This window comes from Paenibacillus sp. FSL H8-0048 (genome assembly GCF_038002825.1).
Classification (GTDB): Bacteria; Bacillota; Bacilli; order Paenibacillales; family Paenibacillaceae; genus Paenibacillus_AQ.
This window is the reverse complement of the sequence record NZ_JBBODF010000001.1, coordinates 5,461,356-5,478,552: the sequence shown is the minus strand read 5'-3', so window position 1 is coordinate 5,478,552 and position 17,197 is coordinate 5,461,356. Positions and strand designations below refer to the sequence as shown.

18 protein-coding genes are annotated in these 17,197 nt (G+C 50.0%); all 18 read right to left on the bottom strand.

Features of this window, described 5'->3' with window-relative positions; translation table 11 throughout:
- Positions 1 to 3: 3 nt before the first annotated feature.
- Positions 4 to 195: a hypothetical protein gene (locus NSU18_RS23695; RefSeq protein WP_341016461.1), complete on the bottom strand. Its 192-nt coding sequence runs from the start codon at positions 193 to 195 to the stop codon at positions 4 to 6.
- 41 nt (positions 196 to 236) lie between these two features.
- A complete protein-coding gene (locus tag NSU18_RS23690; RefSeq protein WP_341016460.1) occupies positions 237 to 371 on the bottom strand; it encodes a hypothetical protein in 135 nt (44 codons plus the stop codon).
- A gap of 36 nt (positions 372 to 407) precedes the next feature.
- On the bottom strand, positions 408 to 548 hold the full coding sequence (locus NSU18_RS23685; protein WP_341150199.1) for a hypothetical protein: 141 nt from the start codon (positions 546 to 548) through the stop codon (positions 408 to 410).
- 220 nt (positions 549 to 768) lie between these two features.
- A complete protein-coding gene (locus NSU18_RS23680; protein WP_341150198.1) occupies positions 769 to 2,160 on the bottom strand; it encodes a radical SAM/SPASM domain-containing protein in 1,392 nt (463 codons plus the stop codon).
- Positions 2,161 to 2,662: 502 nt separating this feature from the next.
- Entirely contained in the window at positions 2,663 to 4,495 is a 1,833-nt protein-coding gene (gene glmS / locus NSU18_RS23675) for a glutamine--fructose-6-phosphate transaminase (isomerizing) (RefSeq protein WP_341150197.1), read from the bottom strand.
- A gap of 658 nt (positions 4,496 to 5,153) precedes the next feature.
- Positions 5,154 to 6,494 (bottom strand): phosphoglucosamine mutase, encoded by a 1,341-nt coding sequence (gene glmM / locus NSU18_RS23670; RefSeq protein ID WP_341150196.1) that lies wholly within the window; start codon positions 6,492 to 6,494, stop codon positions 5,154 to 5,156.
- Between the two features lie 112 nt (positions 6,495 to 6,606).
- On the bottom strand, positions 6,607 to 8,064 hold the full coding sequence (locus tag NSU18_RS23665) for a CdaR family protein (RefSeq protein ID WP_341016452.1): 1,458 nt from the start codon (positions 8,062 to 8,064) through the stop codon (positions 6,607 to 6,609).
- Positions 8,057 to 8,890, bottom strand: coding sequence for a diadenylate cyclase CdaA (gene cdaA / locus NSU18_RS23660; protein WP_341016450.1), 834 nt, complete (start codon positions 8,888 to 8,890; stop codon positions 8,057 to 8,059). Before cdaA ends, NSU18_RS23665 begins: the two co-directional genes overlap by 8 nt.
- Positions 8,891 to 9,101: 211 nt before the next feature.
- The gene (locus NSU18_RS23655) at positions 9,102 to 9,716 is read right to left on the bottom strand and encodes an anti-sigma factor family protein (protein ID WP_341016448.1); all 615 of its coding nucleotides are present in this window, start codon (positions 9,714 to 9,716) and stop codon (positions 9,102 to 9,104) included.
- A gap of 99 nt (positions 9,717 to 9,815) precedes the next feature.
- A complete protein-coding gene (sigW, locus tag NSU18_RS23650) occupies positions 9,816 to 10,382 on the bottom strand; it encodes an RNA polymerase sigma factor SigW (RefSeq protein WP_341016446.1) in 567 nt (188 codons plus the stop codon).
- 1,062 nt (positions 10,383 to 11,444) lie between these two features.
- Positions 11,445 to 14,237: a phosphoenolpyruvate carboxylase gene (gene ppc / locus NSU18_RS23645; RefSeq protein ID WP_341150195.1), complete on the bottom strand. Its 2,793-nt coding sequence runs from the start codon at positions 14,235 to 14,237 to the stop codon at positions 11,445 to 11,447.
- 300 nt (positions 14,238 to 14,537) lie between these two features.
- Positions 14,538 to 14,816 (bottom strand): holin, encoded by a 279-nt coding sequence (locus tag NSU18_RS23640; protein ID WP_341018570.1) that lies wholly within the window; start codon positions 14,814 to 14,816, stop codon positions 14,538 to 14,540.
- The gene (locus NSU18_RS23635; protein WP_341016444.1) at positions 14,816 to 15,526 is read right to left on the bottom strand and encodes a M15 family metallopeptidase; all 711 of its coding nucleotides are present in this window, start codon (positions 15,524 to 15,526) and stop codon (positions 14,816 to 14,818) included. Before NSU18_RS23635 ends, NSU18_RS23640 begins: the two co-directional genes overlap by 1 nt.
- The gene (locus tag NSU18_RS23630) at positions 15,498 to 15,890 is read right to left on the bottom strand and encodes a hypothetical protein (protein WP_341150194.1); all 393 of its coding nucleotides are present in this window, start codon (positions 15,888 to 15,890) and stop codon (positions 15,498 to 15,500) included. Before NSU18_RS23630 ends, NSU18_RS23635 begins: the two co-directional genes overlap by 29 nt.
- Positions 15,877 to 16,098: a hypothetical protein gene (locus NSU18_RS23625; RefSeq protein WP_341016441.1), complete on the bottom strand. Its 222-nt coding sequence runs from the start codon at positions 16,096 to 16,098 to the stop codon at positions 15,877 to 15,879. Before NSU18_RS23625 ends, NSU18_RS23630 begins: the two co-directional genes overlap by 14 nt.
- Positions 16,076 to 16,393 carry a hypothetical protein gene (locus tag NSU18_RS23620; RefSeq protein ID WP_340751553.1) on the bottom strand — a complete coding sequence of 106 codons (318 nt, stop codon included), beginning with the start codon at positions 16,391 to 16,393 and terminating at the stop codon, positions 16,076 to 16,078. Before NSU18_RS23620 ends, NSU18_RS23625 begins: the two co-directional genes overlap by 23 nt.
- Positions 16,394 to 16,535: 142 nt before the next feature.
- Positions 16,536 to 16,667: a hypothetical protein gene (locus tag NSU18_RS23615; RefSeq protein WP_341150193.1), complete on the bottom strand. Its 132-nt coding sequence runs from the start codon at positions 16,665 to 16,667 to the stop codon at positions 16,536 to 16,538.
- A gap of 55 nt (positions 16,668 to 16,722) precedes the next feature.
- Positions 16,723 to 17,196, bottom strand: coding sequence for an XkdW family protein (locus tag NSU18_RS23610; RefSeq protein WP_341150192.1), 474 nt, complete (start codon positions 17,194 to 17,196; stop codon positions 16,723 to 16,725).
- Between the last annotated feature and the right edge of the window lies 1 nt (position 17,197).

The following is a 17,197-nucleotide window of genomic DNA, read 5'->3' as shown; positions in this document are numbered from 1 at the left end:
TATTTAGGCTACGTGCAGCCCCAGGAAGCAGACAGAAATACCGACACAGCCGGCGGCACAGGCTTGGCCACCACATGGGTTGGCAGCGGCGCCACAGGCATTAAAAAAACACAGCATCTCATCTCTTTCTTCGAGCTCATTCATGAATAAGTCCAGTTCTTCATTGTCGATCGCAGAATTCATAGAAGTAATCACAGGTTACGCTCCTTTCTAAGCAGGTAGAGTCATTAGTAGGGTTAAAGGCCTTCCGCTTGCGCTCCACAACCATTTCCAGTGCAAGCCATTTCTCCGCGTTCAGCCAGCTCCGATATCAGTTGCTCCATTTCCTGGCTGTCAGTGTCAAGTTCTTGGTTCAGCATCTTAATCTCCATAATATGCTTATCCTTTCTGTAACCTGTTAATTGGGCTTAATTCACGCCACAGGCTTTAGCTCCGCATCCATCCAGCGTACAGGCACATTCTTCTCTTTCCACCAACTCGGCAATCATATCCTCGAATTCCTCACTGCTCATTTCAATCTGGCGGTTCAGGGATTCAATCCGGTTCATTGTCCACACTTCCTTTTTTTGATTTATTTGATGCCACAAGCATCCCCACCGCAGCCATTGCCGGTGCAGGAACACTCTTCCCTTGCTACCATCTCCACAATCATCTTCTCGATGTCTTCAATGTCCCCTTCCAGGTGCTGATTCAGAGTAACAATAGGAACAAAATCCACCTCCTTTCTGGTTAGAAAGACTAATTATTGCTTAATGATCTGTGGAGCGCCTATGATGGCACAGCGGAATATTCTTCACACAGATCCACGGCAACCTCATCAAAAAGAGCAGTAAAATCATCACAATACACCTGATTCATGTCATTGTGCATTACTTTAGCCTGGGCAGAGCAGCCGCCGCCGCAAAACAGCATATATCTGCATTTGCTGCAATCGCTGATACGGTCTACCGTTCTGTCTTTCCAGGTACTATGTACGTCAGTAAGGACAAATTCTCCTTGCTGAACATCTACCGTGCCAATACGGCTGTCCGCCTCGGATAACACATCCCAACAAGGATAAATATCTCCAAATGGATCTATCGTGTACATTCCTGTATTTGCACCGCAAAAACCTGAACGGAGCGGTGCATAGCTGTTATTTTGCAGCATATATCTAATCCCTTCGGCTAATCCGCTGTAAATACTGTTCAGGTTAAAGCGGTCCGTGCCCTGGCCTACATACTCTCCTAACTGCTGCATCAATTCCACATCAGAGAGGGCGTTCTCGTCCTCCTGCTCATAACATCTGATATTTGTCTTGAAATAATAATGAAAATTAGGTTTGCCGATCCAGCCTTCTTTTTGATATTCTTCAATTAAAGCCTTTACGGAATCGGTATTCTTACGGTTGACATTGGTTCGCAATGAAATATTATTACCTTTTTCCAACGCTAAGCTGATGTTGGCTTTTATTCTGTCATACGTTCCCTGTCCCCCTACCAGAAATCTTCGCTTATCATGCTCTTCCCCGATTCCGTCAATTGTAATTTGAACTTTTTGAAACTTATATTCATTGATCAAATCGACATATTCATCCAGAAAATAACCGTTGCTGATGCAACTGATAGGAATATTCATTTCCCGGCATTTTTCGCATATGTAAGTTACAATATCCTTACTGCTTTTCAAAAGCGGCTCTCCGCCAAATAAGTAGACACTCCCGATTTTATAACCCTCAGCTTTATATTTAGCTAATTGGACAAAGATCGCATCCACTGTTTCTACTGATATTTTCTTATTAAGAAACTCCTTACCTTTAGCCAGCAAATTTTGTTCAAAGCAATATTCACATCTGAAATTGCAGTTATAGGTAGGCATGATGGTAATACATAAATTTTTTCGGCTGCTGGCGTTCAAGGTGTGACTGATTCTCTCAATCACTTTATACTCTTCCTCATCTGTTAGAGTGGTAATATATCCTCTGTTGGCCAGAACCTCTTTGTCCTCAATGCTGATGGCATCCAGCACGCTGCTATCCGCTTCACCTTTTTCCAGAATTTCAGCGATGGAATGATCCACAATATCAAAGGCTCCGCGAATTCCCTGAATCATCAGTTTTTTATTCTGATCCCGCTTCATTTCCAAATAAATGTTGTATTTGCTTACTCTGTACCCGGACATAGAATTTCTCCTCTTCAACAAATTTAGTTAGTTAAAAATCTAAGATATGTGAATATTTTCACTTAAAAAACAAACGAATTACACCTAATCCAAATAATAGAAACAACTAAACTCTATCACCGCTTATAAAGGACGTCAAATACATTTTTTTAAGAATTTACCATAGTTAATCATTAAAAATTAATATCATTTTCCCTAAAATAGAGAGTTCAATGGGAGTTGGAGAGGAGATTACATGGAGGCTATTTCCTAATTGTTATATTAAATTCGGGAGATAAAGCTTCAACTATAAGTCAACGGATAAGTTAAGCAATTATTTTCGTCATTGCCAACTACATTTAGTCAAATTAAGTCCGTTTTTTTATAAAAAAAGGACTCTCTATTGTACAAATAGAGAGTCCCATTACGAATTATTTATGCAGAAGCATGATTGTAGCGGAATCTAACGTCTAATTCCCACTTCTATTTTACGAATTCAATGATTAGTTACCTACATTTCCCCCTACTCCACAGTAACACTCTTCGCCAGGTTTCTTGGCTTATCGACATCATGACCCAGGGCCAGAGATGCGTAGTAGGCCAGCAACTGCAGCGTAACTACTGACAATGCAGCGGTAAGCAGCGGCAGGGTCTGAGGGATCACGAATACCTGGTCAACAGAGCGGAGCAGGTCGTCTTTGTGCTCTTCGTGGGTGATGGCCATGACATGAGCGCCACGGGCTTTTACTTCTTTGATATTGCTGACGGTCTTCTCGAGCACGGATTCCAGGGTAGCCAGAGCGATGACAGGAACGCCTTCTTCGATCAGGGCCAGGGTACCATGCTTCAGTTCACCCGCAGCATAGGCTTCCGAGTGAATGTAGGAGATTTCCTTGAGCTTCAGCGAGCCTTCCTGAGCTACAGCGTAATCTACGCCGCGGCCGATGAAGAACAGGTGCTTGTGCTCAGCGATTTGCTCGGCATAGGCTTTAATCGCGTCTTTTTGACTCAGAATGACTTCAACTTGCTCCGGCAGAGACTGCATAGCGGCCAGAATCTTCGTAACCTCAGCCTCAGACTGTGTGCCGCGTACTTCTGCCAGATACAGACCCAGCAAAGTGAATGCGATCAGCTGGGAAGTGTAAGCCTTGGTCGAGGCTACAGCGATTTCTGGACCAGCCAGCGTAACCAGTACACTGTCTGCTTCCCGGGCAATAGAGCTGCCTACTACGTTAGTGATTGCAAGTACATGAGCTCCATTCGCTTGACCTTCACGAAGTGCAGCCAGTGTATCAGCAGTTTCACCCGATTGGCTCACTACGATAACCAGTGTCTCTGGAGTTACGATTGGTGAACGGTAACGGTATTCAGAAGCGATATCATTCTCTACAGGAATGCGTACCAGGGACTCAATCAGGTTACGTCCAACCAATCCGGCATTATATGCAGTACCGCAAGCTACCACTTGGATATTGCGGATGTTCTTGATTTGTTCTTCTGTCAGGTTAAGCTCAGGCAGAATGACTTTGTTGCCTTCCGCATTCATCCGTCCGCGCATGGTATCGCGGTATGCCTTAGGCTGCTCGTGGATTTCTTTCAGCATGAAGTGCTCATAACCGCCCTTTTCTGCGGTAACGGCATCCCAATCGACAGTAATCATTTCCCGAGAAATAAAGTTGCCTTCAATCGTCATCAGTTCGACAGCATCCCGTGTCAATACAGCCATTTCGCCGTCGTTCAGAATATATACGTTGCGGGTGTATTCTAGCAGTGCCGGAATATCAGACCCGATAAAGTTCTCGCCATCGCCCAGACCGATGATCAGCGGGCTCGCTTGACGCACAGCTACCAGCTTATCCGGTTCATATTCAGTCAGTACACCCAGAGCAAACGCTCCGCGCATGTAAGAAATCGCCTGCTGTACCGCCTTAACGATATCTCCCTTGTATTCGCGGGCAATCAGGTGGGAGATAACTTCTGTATCTGTCTCAGAGGTGAAGTGGCATCCTCCGGCAATCAGCTCTTCCTTGAGATCCAGGTAATTCTCGACAATCCCGTTGTGTACTACCGAGAATTTGTGACTGTTGTCAGTGTGAGGATGAGAGTTCTCATCGGATGGCTTGCCGTGTGTAGCCCAGCGTGTGTGACCGATCCCGGCGCTGCCTGTCAGCGGAGTCGCGTCCAGACGGGATTCCAGGTTCGCCATACGTCCCTGTGCTTTTACCACCTGCAGACCATCCTTCGTGAACACAGCAATACCAGCGGAATCATACCCGCGATATTCCAGTTTCTTCAGACCCTCGACCAAGATCCCCTGCGAATTCTGATTACCAATATATCCTACAATACCACACATTATATTTTCCTCCGTCCAATTTATCGTAATTAGGCGCGCATGAGGAAAGAAACGTGCCGTGCGGCATGTTTTGAAGAAAAGCAAATATGATGTTGTCCATTACAACCAACATGATAACCTGTCAACTACATCGTTAGTCACGATTATGCACAGTCTTCTCCTCTGCCGTGGCAGAACCGTCCTGTCTTCCTGCAAATGCGCATACCCATGCTCTGTACATCTTTAAGTTAGCACCCACAAAAGCGTTGTGTGCAAGGTCGCCCTCGCATTTTCCGCTTCCATTTACGGCTCTGGTGCATCACCGGGAGGTCCCCGCCGAACATTTCGAACACCTCCACCTCGTCAGCTTACATCTGCCGTGATCCGTTCAGACCGATCTGCACTGCTCACGCAGCCACCGGTCCTCCCTTCTCCCCCGCGCAAGATCAAGCTCTGGCGCTTGTGTTGCAATAACCTTACAATCCCCGCTTTCCTTCTGGAATGACACTTAGTCTATTATATGCACCTCAACCCGTTTTTGCAACGATGTGGTGAAGAAAACCTTTTTCATCCATTTCACACTTTTTCCAAACAGCCATGACCTCATTAATAATTCAGCCGGTGAACGAATCGGATTGATCCATCCACCGGCCATCTGTCCTGCTACTTCAGTGAGTGATTACACCAGCTCGCGCTGAACCACTTCAACAATCTGCCCTACAAAAAGATCCAGCTCCGCCTTATCCGGCCCTTCGGCCATTACACGGATCAGCGGCTCGGTTCCCGAAGGACGCACCAGGACACGCCCATTGTCGCCCAGCTTGCTTTCTACCTCTATGATCGCGGCCTCAATGGCCGGATTGTTCGGATAATTGGTTTTGTCCTGCACCCGCACATTGACCAGCACCTGCGGATATTTAGTCATCATGGACTTCAGTGTGCTTAGCTTTTTGCCGGAAGCCTTCATGGTATTCACCAGTTGAATCGCAGTCAGAATTCCGTCACCCGTAGTATTATAGTCCAGGAAAATCACATGGCCGGATTGCTCCCCGCCCAGATTATAGCCGCCGCGGCGCATCTCTTCCATGACATAACGGTCGCCGACGGCGGTCTTCGCCGTATTCAGCGCCAGCTTCTCTGTCGCCTTGTAGAACCCGATGTTACTCATTACTGTAGATACAATAGTGCCGTCCTTCAGCTTCCCTGCACGGTTCATCGCATCCCCGCAAATGCAGAGAATGAAGTCTCCATCCACCTCGTCGCCGTTCTCATCAATAGCAATCAAGCGGTCCGCATCCCCGTCAAAAGCAAGTCCCAGATCCGCACCATGCCGCAGCACCTCTGCACGCAGAGTCTCCGGGTGTGTGGAGCCAAAGCCGTCGTTGATATTCAGCCCGTCCGGCTCTGCCCCAATGGCAATCACTTCTGCGCCCAGTTCCTTGAATAATCGCGGTGCTAGTTCATAGGCTGCGCCGTGTGCGCAGTCAAGCACCACCTTCGTACCCTTGAAGCTCTGGTCGATGGTGGTCTTCAGATACTCCAGGTAGAGGTATTTCGCTTGATCATCCACCCGCAGCGTGCCCAGACCCGATCCTACCGGACGTGGCAGCTCATCCTGCTCGGCATCCATCAGCTCCTCGATGCGCAGCTCCGTTTCATCCGTCAGCTTGAAGCCGTCTCCGCCGAAGAACTTGATTCCGTTATCCTCCACCGGATTATGTGAAGCAGAGATCATCACTCCGGCATCCGCCTTCAGCAATCTAGTGATATAAGCTACAGCAGGTGTAGAGACTACACCCAGACGGATCACATCTGCCCCAATGGACAACAAGCCGGCAATCAGTGCCGATTCAAGCAGCGGACCGGAGATTCGTGTATCCATCCCGATGACCACTTTAGGCTTTTCCACATTTCCTGCCAGCACATATCCCCCGCAGCGTCCAATACTGTAGGCCATTTCTGCTGTTAGTTCACGGTTAGCCACCCCGCGTACGCCGTCTGTTCCGAAATACTTACCCATCTTTTTTTCTCCTTTTGAATACGCTGCTTCAGCTTAATAAATTATAGTATGAATGATTCGATAATTCGTGTATGTCAGGTGCATATAAATAGACTCGTACTTACATGAAAAGTTACGTTCCGCCCGTACTGTCGGCATTATTTCCGCTTGCAGGCGGCGTTGGTTCAGCAGTCTCCAGCGGAATATGTGTCGGTGCCGGAGTCTCCTCTATAATCTCACCGGTATGCTCCGGGGTCGGCTCTACGAGCGTCTCATCCCCTGATGCAGGTTCAGCGCTGGGCTCCGGCGTAGGCGATGATGAGGCCGGGCTGCTGTCCGGCGCGGCAGTCGCGGCTGGAGCAGCAGGTGCCGACAGTTCCACCTTCGCCACAAGCTGCGAGGCGGCATTCTGCAGGGTAATGAACCGGGGGAGCGAGACCTGCAGCGTAACATCGTGAACGCCAGCCGTAAGCCCTACTACATCTGCAACCACGCTGATGCTATCCTGGTCGAGCTGGTCCAGCAGCGTTGGCGCGCCTGAAAGGGTCAGATCTATAGTAGCACCCCCAGGATCTATGACACGGGCTGTCAGCCCGCTGCTGACGCCCTCCAGCTTAATGGGAATAGCAGAGAGAGTCCGCTCGGTAATCTCCGCCGCTGAGACCGCCACAGTCATTGCTGCAGGCTCAATCTTGCCGGTACCCTCGGGCGGCTTAAGCTCCAGCTTCATCTGCTCTGTCCCCGCATTCTTGATAGTGCTTAAATCCAGGACAGCCTCATACGAAGATAAGGTCTTAAGGGTCTCTGCACTGCCGTACACTGTTACCATATCCTGCTCAGGCGTTACCCTAGAGAGCACCAGTGAACCCGGCAGACTGCCCGTGAAGCTGATGTCCAGCGGCAAGGTTTTGGACGGGAGGGTAACAGGCAATTCTACAGCTACTGTAGAGGGTTCAATGACCGCATCCTCCAGCGTATTCCCCTTACTGTCAAGAGCAAAGAGCTTCAGCCTCTTCTCGCTAAAAGTCTCATTTTGCCCATCCAGCTCCACCTTCCCCTGCACCTTCGCTACCCGTGCAAGATCACTAGCCGGAAGGGTAACTTCCACAGATACCGGGTCAATCACAGGACTGCCTACTTCATAGCCTGCTGCCGGCTCTCCCATAATATTCAGTGAGACGGGAAAAGACTTGGTCGTCCGCGGCTCGATATGCACATTCACCTGATTCGGGACCATAGCTTCCAGGGTTACACCACTTGGAGTCGAATACATCAGCGGAAGTGTGTTATCGCCGGGCTTCACATCCTTCAGATCCAGCCATACCCGGTAGGCATCGGAGAACTTGTAGGTCAGATCGGACTTCTTGCCCATTACCTCCATCCTGACGCTATCCACATCCTTGGTCAGTACATAATTCTCACTGTCGAAGCCTTCAATCTCCACTTTGACATTCTCAATCGTCTTCGATTCGGTATTAACCGTAGTCTGGTACGTTGGTGCGGTATCCACATGCACAATGGTCCACAGAATAATCCCCAGAGCCAGGGCAAGGATCTTGTTGAAGTTGTTATTCTTCATCCACTTATCCATTGTTTTTATTCCCCCTCCGTCTCCAGAAAGCGGAGCTCTTCTCCATCAGGGGCGAGCTGCTTGCACTCAGCTCTTCGTGCAGCTTCGAGATCAGGGACTCTTCCTTGATATCCCGGACAATTTGTCCATTAATGGCCAGTGAGATCTGCCCCGTCTCCTCTGAGACGACTACAGACACCGAGTCTGCCACCTCACTGATACCGATGGCGGCACGGTGCCGGGTTCCCAGTTCCTTGCTGATGAACGGATTCTCGGAGAGCGGCAGGTAACAGGCCGCCGCCGCAATCTGGCTTCCCTGCATAATCAGCGCCCCGTCATGCAGCGGTGTATTAGGGATGAAGATATTAATCAGCAGCTCCGAGCTGACCTCAGAACGCATAGCGATCCCGGATTCCGTATATTCATTAAGCCCCGTCGCCCGTTCGAATACGATCAATGCCCCGATTTTGCGGACAGCCAGATAATTCACGGCTTTAATCACTTCGCCGATTAATTTGCTGATCTCTTCATCGCTCTCCGCATTCCGTCCGAAGAATTTGCCCCGTCCCAGCTGTTCCAGTCCCCGCCGCAGCTCCGGCTGAAAAATAATAAAGATCGCAAACACCCCGAACGTAAACATCTGGTTCATCAGCCATTTCAGCGTGTATAAGTCGAGCAGCGTACTGCCGCCCCAGATCACGACCAGCACCAGAATCCCCTTCAGCAGCTGAACCGCCCGCGTCCCGCGCACCATATTGAGCACTTTATAGATAATGTAGCTGACAATTAGAATATCGATTATATCTTTAATGGATTCTTTCCATGTAAGGTCAGTAAAGTAGCTCATGGCCGAAAACCCCCGTCATATCAAATTAGCTGGGTTTATGTAAATTGTCTGTTAAGCTTGAATCTTATTCTAGGTTATAACGTTACGCCTCCGGTTGCAAGTTTGTCGGCTGGTAAATTGAAGAACCTGTCATTTCAGGCAACAAAAAAGCGCCATCTTTCCGGAAAAAGAGGCGCAAATGAGTTATCTGCTACAAGCGACCAACATATAGCTATCGGTAGGCAACTTCAGAGAACATGTTCGTCACTTTATACCAGATCCAGCTTACTGCTTGGTCTATACTTTTGACTTGCCCGGAGATATGGGCGGTTGAAGCCTGATACAGCGAACCGTCGATCACCGTTACGTTCCCGTTGACTTCCCCGTAGACTTGAGTCTTCCCGTTCTCCACCGTCAGATCACCGGAGATAATTTTGCCGGAGGGTACAATCACCGTATTCCCCTTGATCACAACCTGGTCGAGGTCTGCCCCTCTAACCACAAGCTGCCGATCCTGATTCCAAAAGGTTACGGAGCTCATCAGCATCACAAGAATGAACAGGGACGCCGCCGTCAGGGCCGGATGCCGCTTGATCCAGGTGATGAAGGCTCTTTCCTTCTTGGGTTTCGGTAATGAATCCATAATCCGGCCAACCAAATCCTCCGAGGCCACAGGTGTCTGGTGCATCAGGGAAAACATCAGCATATCGGTCTGTTCCAGTTCTTTGAACCTCGCACGGCACTCCGTACAGGATAAAAGATGCTCCTTCAATTCCCTCTGCTGCAGGTCGGGCAAGTCGTCATCCAGGTAGTCGTGCATCATAGAGACGGCCAGTTTGCATTCCATAGGAGCCAATCCTTTCATACGTGCTAATTTAGTGCATAAGACTTGCTTAACTTACATACGTCCCTGCAATGCAGGAGTTTCATAAAAAATAATCTATTTTTACAATTTGGGTCCTAATTTCTTACGTAAAAACTCACGGCCCCGGTGCACCCGGGTCTTAATCGTCGTCACGGGCATATCCAGCACATCGCCGATCTCCTGAAGTGACAAATCCTGCAAATACCGCAGAATCATCACCGACCTGTACTTCACGGGCAGGCTGTCGATGGCTTCATAGATGAGTCTCTGTGTCTCCGAGAGCAGAAGCTCCGTCTCCGGTGTCACATTATCGCTCGGAATCATCGAATACCCGTCAATCCCCTCCTGGTCGTTCATCTCGGCATCCAGGGAATAGGTCGGGCGCCGCTTACGCAGCCGGTCAATGCAGAGGTTCGTGCCAATCCGGTAGATCCATGTCGAGAACTTCTGCTTATCATCATACCTATCCAAATTTCTGTAGACGCGCAAAAAAGTCTCCTGAACAACATCCTCCGCCTCATGGCGGTTATTCAGCATACGGTAAGCCAAATGATAAATTTTATCTTTATATAGATCCACAAGCTCGGCAAATGCCCTTTGGTCACCCTTCAGGGCGAGCTTTGTCAGTCTGCCTTCCAGATTCTCCACCTGTTAATTCCCCCAGACTTGCCGCCCTTGGACTGTCAGCTCTTCGAAGACCACGGTACAAGCATTTAAATCGTAAATCATGTGTGTTCAAAAATCAAGGTTTGTATTGTTACCTTCTATATAATGTGCTGGAAAAGCTGGCTGTCGGGTTGCTGGCGGCCCCCTGGACCCCTGGCGGCTGATTGCAGCGGGAACCCCCTGGCGGCTGATTAGTCGGGGGCTGCGCAGAACATTTGGACTTCCGGCCGCTGTTATTTGCAGATTTCCTGATTGGAACCGCTAGCTGCGGTTGAAATCTGCCAATAAAGGCGAACGCTACCGCTCCTACAGTTCCAAATTTCCGCTTCGCCCCCTCCATCAGCCTGGGTTCCCCCACAGCTTTTCTTGTTGCCCAAGTATATCTCAGGCAACAATGGGGCGGGGCATGGGGCTCGGCCGGGTCTGTGACTCCCGGCCTCGCTGGAAACAACTAAAATATACAGAGAGGGAGAATCGCGCGCAGACTGAAGCCCTCCTTATCCCCCTCTAACTCCCAAACCGTATTTGTACAATCAAAGTAAAGGGTGGTCACTTTGCATGATGGAACATTAGTTGGATAAACGTATCTTAAATTGGAGGTTTTGGAGCGCCAGAGGAAATTAATTGGATAAATGTTATTTAATTATGTTACTTTCTGCTAACGTGATCTATTTACAGCAGATTAAGTGTCCTTTTTCCAACTAACTTCTGTCGAGGGCTTTTCTGCTTATTAGCAAGTGTAGTAAATCCAATTATTCCTGCCTTTCGCCAAAGTTTCATCCATTCCCCTACTGTTTCCAGTTGGTCTATCTGCTTCTTCGGAGATGTCCACCTTGTTGGTATTATTTCCTGAATAACCAAAAAACCGCCCACCTCCAGTTAAGGAGGCGGACGGGTGTTCTGAAGCGGTTTAGGGCCAGCTTCAATGCTGAAACCCCAAAAATCAAAACCCTAAAGCGGCTTCGCCGACTTTTAGATCCAAACCTTAAAGCGGCTTCGCCGTTTTTTTAGATCAAGACCGGCAGAGCGGGTGCCCATAAACCATCAGCCGGTATTCCGAAGACCGGCGGCAATACCATTGATCGTGAGCAGCACTTCACGCAGCAGTTCAGCGTCGTCCCCCTCAGCTTCACGCAGGGCGCGAAGCTCGGCGAGGAGTTGAACCTGCAGGTAGCTGAGCGGATCAACGTACGGATTACGCAGGCGGATGGATTCCTGAATGACCGGGACATTATCCAGAATATCCTGCTGGCCGGTGATCTGAAGGATCAGCTCAGAGGTCAGCTTGAACTCGGCTTCGATCTGGCCGAAGATCCGCGCACGCGCCTCCTCGTTCTTGCCCATGCCGGCGTATTCCTTAGCGATGACAAGATCCGCCTTCGCAATAGCCATCTGCAGCGTATCGATCAGGGTCGTGAAGAATGAGAAGTTCGCATACATATGCTGCATGATCTTCATATTCTCTTCCTTGCCCTCATAGAAGCTCTGCAGACCGGTTCCGGCAGCATACCATGCTGGAAGCAGATAACGGCTCTGCGTCCAAGCGAATACCCAAGGAATTGCACGCAGATCCTCGAAGCGCTCGCTATTCTTCCGCTTCGAAGGGCGTGAGCCGATATTCAGCTCGCCTACCTCCGGTAGCGGCGTGGACTCTTTGAAGTACGTCAGGAAATCCGGATCACGGAAGATCAGATCCTGATATTTATTCAGCGAGACTTCAGAGATGCGGGCAATAATCTCATCCCACTTGGCTTCGTACAGATCCGCCTGTGGCGATCTGGCATGGATGGCCGCTGTAATGAGCGCAGACGTCGCCTGCTCCAGACTGCGGTAAGCAATGCCTTTCATCGAATACCGGGAAGAGATAACCTCACCCTGCTCGGTAATCTTAATCCCGCCGCCGATGGTGGAAGCTGGTTGGGCTAGAATACTCCGGTTAAGCGGCATACCGCCGCGTCCGAGGGCGCCGCCCCGTCCATGGAAGAACTTCAGCTTAATGCCGAACTCATCGGCAGTCGCTGTGATCTCTTTCAGGGCCACACGCAGCTCCCAGTTCGCTGTAACCACACCGCCGTCTTTATTACTGTCAGAATACCCCAGCATGATCTCCTGCAGATCATTCATCGCACTGACGGCATCACGGTAGATCGGCATGCTGAGCAGCGTACGCATAATCTGCGGCGCATCATGCAGGTCGTCAATCGTCTCGAACAGCGGCACCGCCTGCAGAGTACAGACTACCGTCCCGTCGTTGTCTTTGCGGAACAAGCCGACTTCCTTGGAGAAGACCATAACCTCCAGAATATCGCTTGCCGCCTCCGCCATACTGATCAGATAGCTAGTGATGCACTGCACGCCGTATTCTTCCTGCGCTTCATAGATCGCACGGTATACCGCCAGGCATTCCTCTGTCCCTTCACTATAAGACTGGTAAGGGGAAGTTAGCGGACGCGGATCATTCAGCAGCTTCTCCAGCAGCACAATCTTCTCTTGCTCCGACAGCTTGGAGTAATCCGGTGTAACATTCATCTTGGCCAGAACCTCTGTCATTGCATTCTCATGCTCCTGACTGTGCTGGCGGACATCCAGCGTAGAGGTGTGGAAGCCAAACAGCTCCACCTGACGAATCAGCTTCTTAATGTAGGTATCGGCTACATAATCGGCATAGTGATGCCGCAGGCTGCGGTCAATCACGTTCAGGTCGTCGATGAATTGCGCTGGGGATGCATAGCGCTCTGGTGTTCCTTTTTTCTCATCGTCCAGCACATTCTGGGTCTTCGAGATCATATAGCTGAGCTTAATCCGGTAAGGCTCGTTATCATTACGCCAGGCATCAACCCGGTTGAGATTGATAATATTCCGGTCAGTCTCAATGGATTCCAGCAGCTCCGGCGTCACATTCACAATGCTTGTACTAAAGCTGAGATACTGCATCAGCTCGCGCATAATACGCTGGTATTCACGAATAGCCAGCTTACGCTGCAGACGAAGTGTCTGCAAGGTTACTTTTGCCTTCACGGAAGGGTTGCCGTCGCGGTCTCCCCCGATCCATGAACCGAAACGCAGATAGGTCGGCACATGCCAGTTCTGGCCCGGATAATATTTGCTCAAACAGCGCTCCAGCTCCTGATATACATCCGGCAGCACTTCAAAAATCGTCTCATGGAAGTAATACATCCCGTTACGCACTTCATCCAGCACCGTAGGCTTGCGGTCGCGCAGTTCATCGGTCTGCCACAAGGTAATAACCTCATTCAGCAGCTTCTCCCGGAGCTGTTCGCGTTCGCGGAAGGTTAGCGTCGGATTATCAAGGCCCATGACATCGTCGGAGATCCGTTTGTGGATATCGAGAATCGCACGGCGCATAGCTTCAGTTGGGTGAGCGGTCATAACCAGCTCGAGCGACATGCCGCTCATGATCTCAAGAACCTCTTCGTGGGAGAAATCCCGTTCGCGAAGCTCCTGAACCGCGCTCTCAATCGACCCCGGCTGCACCGTCTCCCCGGCAGAACGTTCGTAGTCGCGTTTACGGCGAATACGGTGGTTCTGTTCAGCGATATTCACTAACTGGAAATAAATAGCGAACGCGCGGATTACCTGATGGCGATTCTCCGGGTCCAGTGAGCTGATCAGCTCTTTAAATTCATTGTGCAGTTCAGGCAAAAACAATGAGCGCAGCGATTTGCTGGTCTCCCGGATCTTCTCCACAATATCCAGCAGTTCGTTGCCGCCTTGGTGTACCAAGACTTCGCCCAGTATGTTCCCCAGGAACCGTACGTCCCGCCGCAGCAGATTGTTGGAGTTGCTTTTGCTAACGGTAGTCGTAAGTTCGGTCATGCTGCTCCCCCCATCCTCTTCCGGATCAATGCTCTTAACATTGTCTATTTGAAAAGCTTTCTACATATCATACAATAAAACAGCCCGGAAATCTTCAACTTTATTGCGCGGTAAAGCAGTGCAGTAATTTCGATTATACACCAAACCGGCTATTTATGCAGTCATAAAAAATTATGTATTTCTTGCTATTATATTCTCTCTTTTATAAGTGTTTCATGTGGTTTTCATGTAAAGTTATGTGACGTAAAACGACAAAAAAGGCCAGCTCCGCAGAGCCGACCGTTGATTACAGGTTAACTTTTATTTCATTGTATGGTCTGAGCGGTTGTTGAATGCCAATTCAAATAATCCGGTAGCCGACAACCCGGCCAATCCGCCTGCCCATAGACGCAAGGTCAGCTCCAGCTCTGTAAAAGGATACGCCGCCGCTCCAACCAGTAGCCCGATGCCTAGTCCAATAAAAGGGATGCTGTTACGCGGCAAATGGGTATTATTTTTGATCAGCTGCACTAGGGCAAGAATAAAGACGGACAGAATGGAGGCAAAAGCCAATACATTATCCAGCAGTTCGCGGTTCATCATGAAATCGCTCCTTTCTGCGGTGTGGTGGTGATTTCGACGATGTTGGCAGCCGGATGATAGGCAATCTGAGCGCCCAGCGCCTCCGCAATTTTACGTGCAGGAACATAGGTGACCCCATTCTCCAGCCACCCGTCTGCAATCTTCGTTCCATTCACCTGTACTGCAACTTTCATCTGAGTCTTCACCGCTTGTTCCTCCTTGGGCTTGATTCGTTCTATCGCCGCCTCCACCGCGTCAGCCGCAGGCTTTTTCCCCGTTCGCAGATCTGCCAGACCTAGTCCGAAGCTCATCTGCAGATGCGGGTAATCCTTGAAGCTGGTCCAGTCGCCGCCCCATTCGAATCCAATGGCCTTAGCATGCTGCACCACCTCCAGCCAATCCCGGGTCCCATTCTGGTTCCCGTCCCTGTTCATATCCCAAGAGACGCTAGAGCCATCTTGAAGCAGCAGCGCAAAATCCGCCGCCAATCCATAATTGTGATAGCTGTACCCGCCGCGCGCATTCGTCACGATCGCTCCCGGCCGGGTTCGCCCCTGGGCATAGAGCGCATCCTGTTCGGCAATCGTCCGCAGGCCTTGCGTGATCAGGATGGGAACCCCGCCAGCATAACTGCGTTCAATCAGTGCGGTCGCTGCGGCAAGGACAGCGGGATGAAGCCCAGACAGACGGGCAGCGGATTTATTCAGTACCTGAGCCAGCGTCAGCATGCGACTTCTCCCCTTTCCTGATTTCAGAGAGGACCACGAACAGATCCTTCCGTCTGGTGTACATTAAGAGGGTTAGAATGACTAGCCCTATGGTTGTTCCCGTCTGGGCAATAGCCCAGGCATCCGATTGCAGCGAGCTTCGTATAGCATTCGGGCCCGGCGCGGAGCTGAATCTGATCCAGAAGGCCACCGCCATTTTTACCGTATACGCCCCGAGGAAAAAGAACGCCGCCAGCATAAACAGACTGACTACGCGTACCTGGAATCTCCGGCGGAAATACAAAAAAAGCGCAGCCATCAGCAGCAGCGCACAGATAAAGGATATGGAATAGGCCAGTAACAACACCATATCAATGCTGCTCATCTTCTGCCCCCCGATCATAGATTAGGAACTGGGCGAACCCGTTGTTCCTGATTTCATCCTGAATGTCCTGAGAGACATTCTTGTACCTTCGGATAGAGAGCGACACCTTATGTCCTGCCAGCGCCAGCCTCCGCTCTCTGTCCCGGTGCAGGGGCGATAGACGCTTGATCCACGCACTCAGCACGTTATCCCCCCCTGTCTTCTTCATTAATACTATTACTACCTGTATGATTGCCTGCGGAATGGTCTATCTTCAATCGCTGTAAGACTTCAAGCGTAGGTGCCATGAAGTCTGACCGCTCTTTGTCAAGTATATTCTGCAGCCTGTCCCGGTCTTCCTCAGCACGCTCCAGCAGTTCACGCGGCACCAGATTCCCCTTCACAATTGACCGCAAAAGCACAAGCATAATCATGAGCAGAATCAGAGCGATGATATAAGCCAGTCCATACTTATCCGCAAGCGGCAGCAGCTTCTCCAGATTCGCAACATCGTTGCTGTCCATTGCTTCACTCCCTTCTGTGTGGTTATAAAAATAGTTATATAAGACGCACTTAAGATTTAAACTTGAAGCTTCATCGTCATATATAGCCCCCGGACGGGTCCGAGGGCAAAATAAAAACGCCCTCAGCGGCGCCTGCGGCAATCTACTCTTCAGTAACAAGGAACGTAAGTCCATTCTCCACCAGAATCTCCTTGACGGCAGGCTTCAGCGTAGAGGGAACCTCGCTATACTCCGTCTTCCCCAGCGTAACGCGTTGTGCAAAAAACAATGCCATTGCTCTCACCACCTTTCTATTAATATGTGAAACCTTAGGCAAGCCAACCGAACGTTTAAGAGTAGACTTGGCTTGCCATTTCAGCAATAATATCCTCGATAAAATCCGCACGCTCGGTGAGCGCGTTATTCTGCGCCTTCAGCAGCAGATTCTCATGCTGCAACTGCTCCATCTCCGTCAGCACCGGCGGCTTGTTCGCCTCAGCTTCCTGGTACGCTTCCCAGGCTGCCTGCAACTCAGCCTCGGTCGGCTGCGGTGCATCCAGCTTCCAGACCGCAATATACGGCCCGCGTTCCACCAGATCATAATCCTCGCCTTCGGTCAGTAGATTGTAGTCGATGCCATAGCGGTAGTGGATGCCTTCTACTGATTGTTCGATAATTTCTGGCGGCTTGATCTCGTAGCGTACCCGGCCTTTGGCTTCGGCCCCTGGCCGCAGAACGGGTTCTGGGCCGTTGTCCTGGACGATGAAATCGTGTAGGGGGTTGGCGGTTGGGTATAGATACATAATTGCTTGTGATATATTCACG

Bases quoted from the DNA above. Each gene is read 5' to 3' on its own strand.
- NSU18_RS23690 (WP_341016460.1), bottom strand. From the start codon at position 371: ATGGAGATTAAGATGCTGAACCAAGAACTTGACACTGACAGCCAGGAA.
- NSU18_RS23685 (WP_341150199.1), bottom strand. From the start codon at position 548: ATGAACCGGATTGAATCCCTGAACCGCCAGATTGAAATGAGCAGTGAG.
- NSU18_RS23680 (WP_341150198.1), bottom strand. From the start codon at position 2,160: ATGTCCGGGTACAGAGTAAGCAAATACAACATTTATTTGGAAATGAAG.
- glmS (WP_341150197.1), bottom strand. From the start codon at position 4,495: ATGTGTGGTATTGTAGGATATATTGGTAATCAGAATTCGCAGGGGATC.
- glmM (WP_341150196.1), bottom strand. From the start codon at position 6,494: ATGGGTAAGTATTTCGGAACAGACGGCGTACGCGGGGTGGCTAACCGT.
- NSU18_RS23665 (WP_341016452.1), bottom strand. From the start codon at position 8,064: ATGGATAAGTGGATGAAGAATAACAACTTCAACAAGATCCTTGCCCTG.
- cdaA (WP_341016450.1), bottom strand. From the start codon at position 8,890: ATGAGCTACTTTACTGACCTTACATGGAAAGAATCCATTAAAGATATA.
- NSU18_RS23655 (WP_341016448.1), bottom strand. From the start codon at position 9,716: ATGGAATGCAAACTGGCCGTCTCTATGATGCACGACTACCTGGATGAC.
- ppc (WP_341150195.1), bottom strand. From the start codon at position 14,237: ATGACCGAACTTACGACTACCGTTAGCAAAAGCAACTCCAACAATCTG.
- NSU18_RS23640 (WP_341018570.1), bottom strand. From the start codon at position 14,816: ATGAACCGCGAACTGCTGGATAATGTATTGGCTTTTGCCTCCATTCTG.
- NSU18_RS23635 (WP_341016444.1), bottom strand. From the start codon at position 15,526: ATGCTGACGCTGGCTCAGGTACTGAATAAATCCGCTGCCCGTCTGTCT.
- NSU18_RS23630 (WP_341150194.1), bottom strand. From the start codon at position 15,890: ATGAGCAGCATTGATATGGTGTTGTTACTGGCCTATTCCATATCCTTT.
- NSU18_RS23625 (WP_341016441.1), bottom strand. From the start codon at position 16,098: ATGAAGAAGACAGGGGGGGATAACGTGCTGAGTGCGTGGATCAAGCGT.
- NSU18_RS23620 (WP_340751553.1), bottom strand. From the start codon at position 16,393: ATGGACAGCAACGATGTTGCGAATCTGGAGAAGCTGCTGCCGCTTGCG.
- NSU18_RS23615 (WP_341150193.1), bottom strand. From the start codon at position 16,667: ATGGCATTGTTTTTTGCACAACGCGTTACGCTGGGGAAGACGGAGTAT.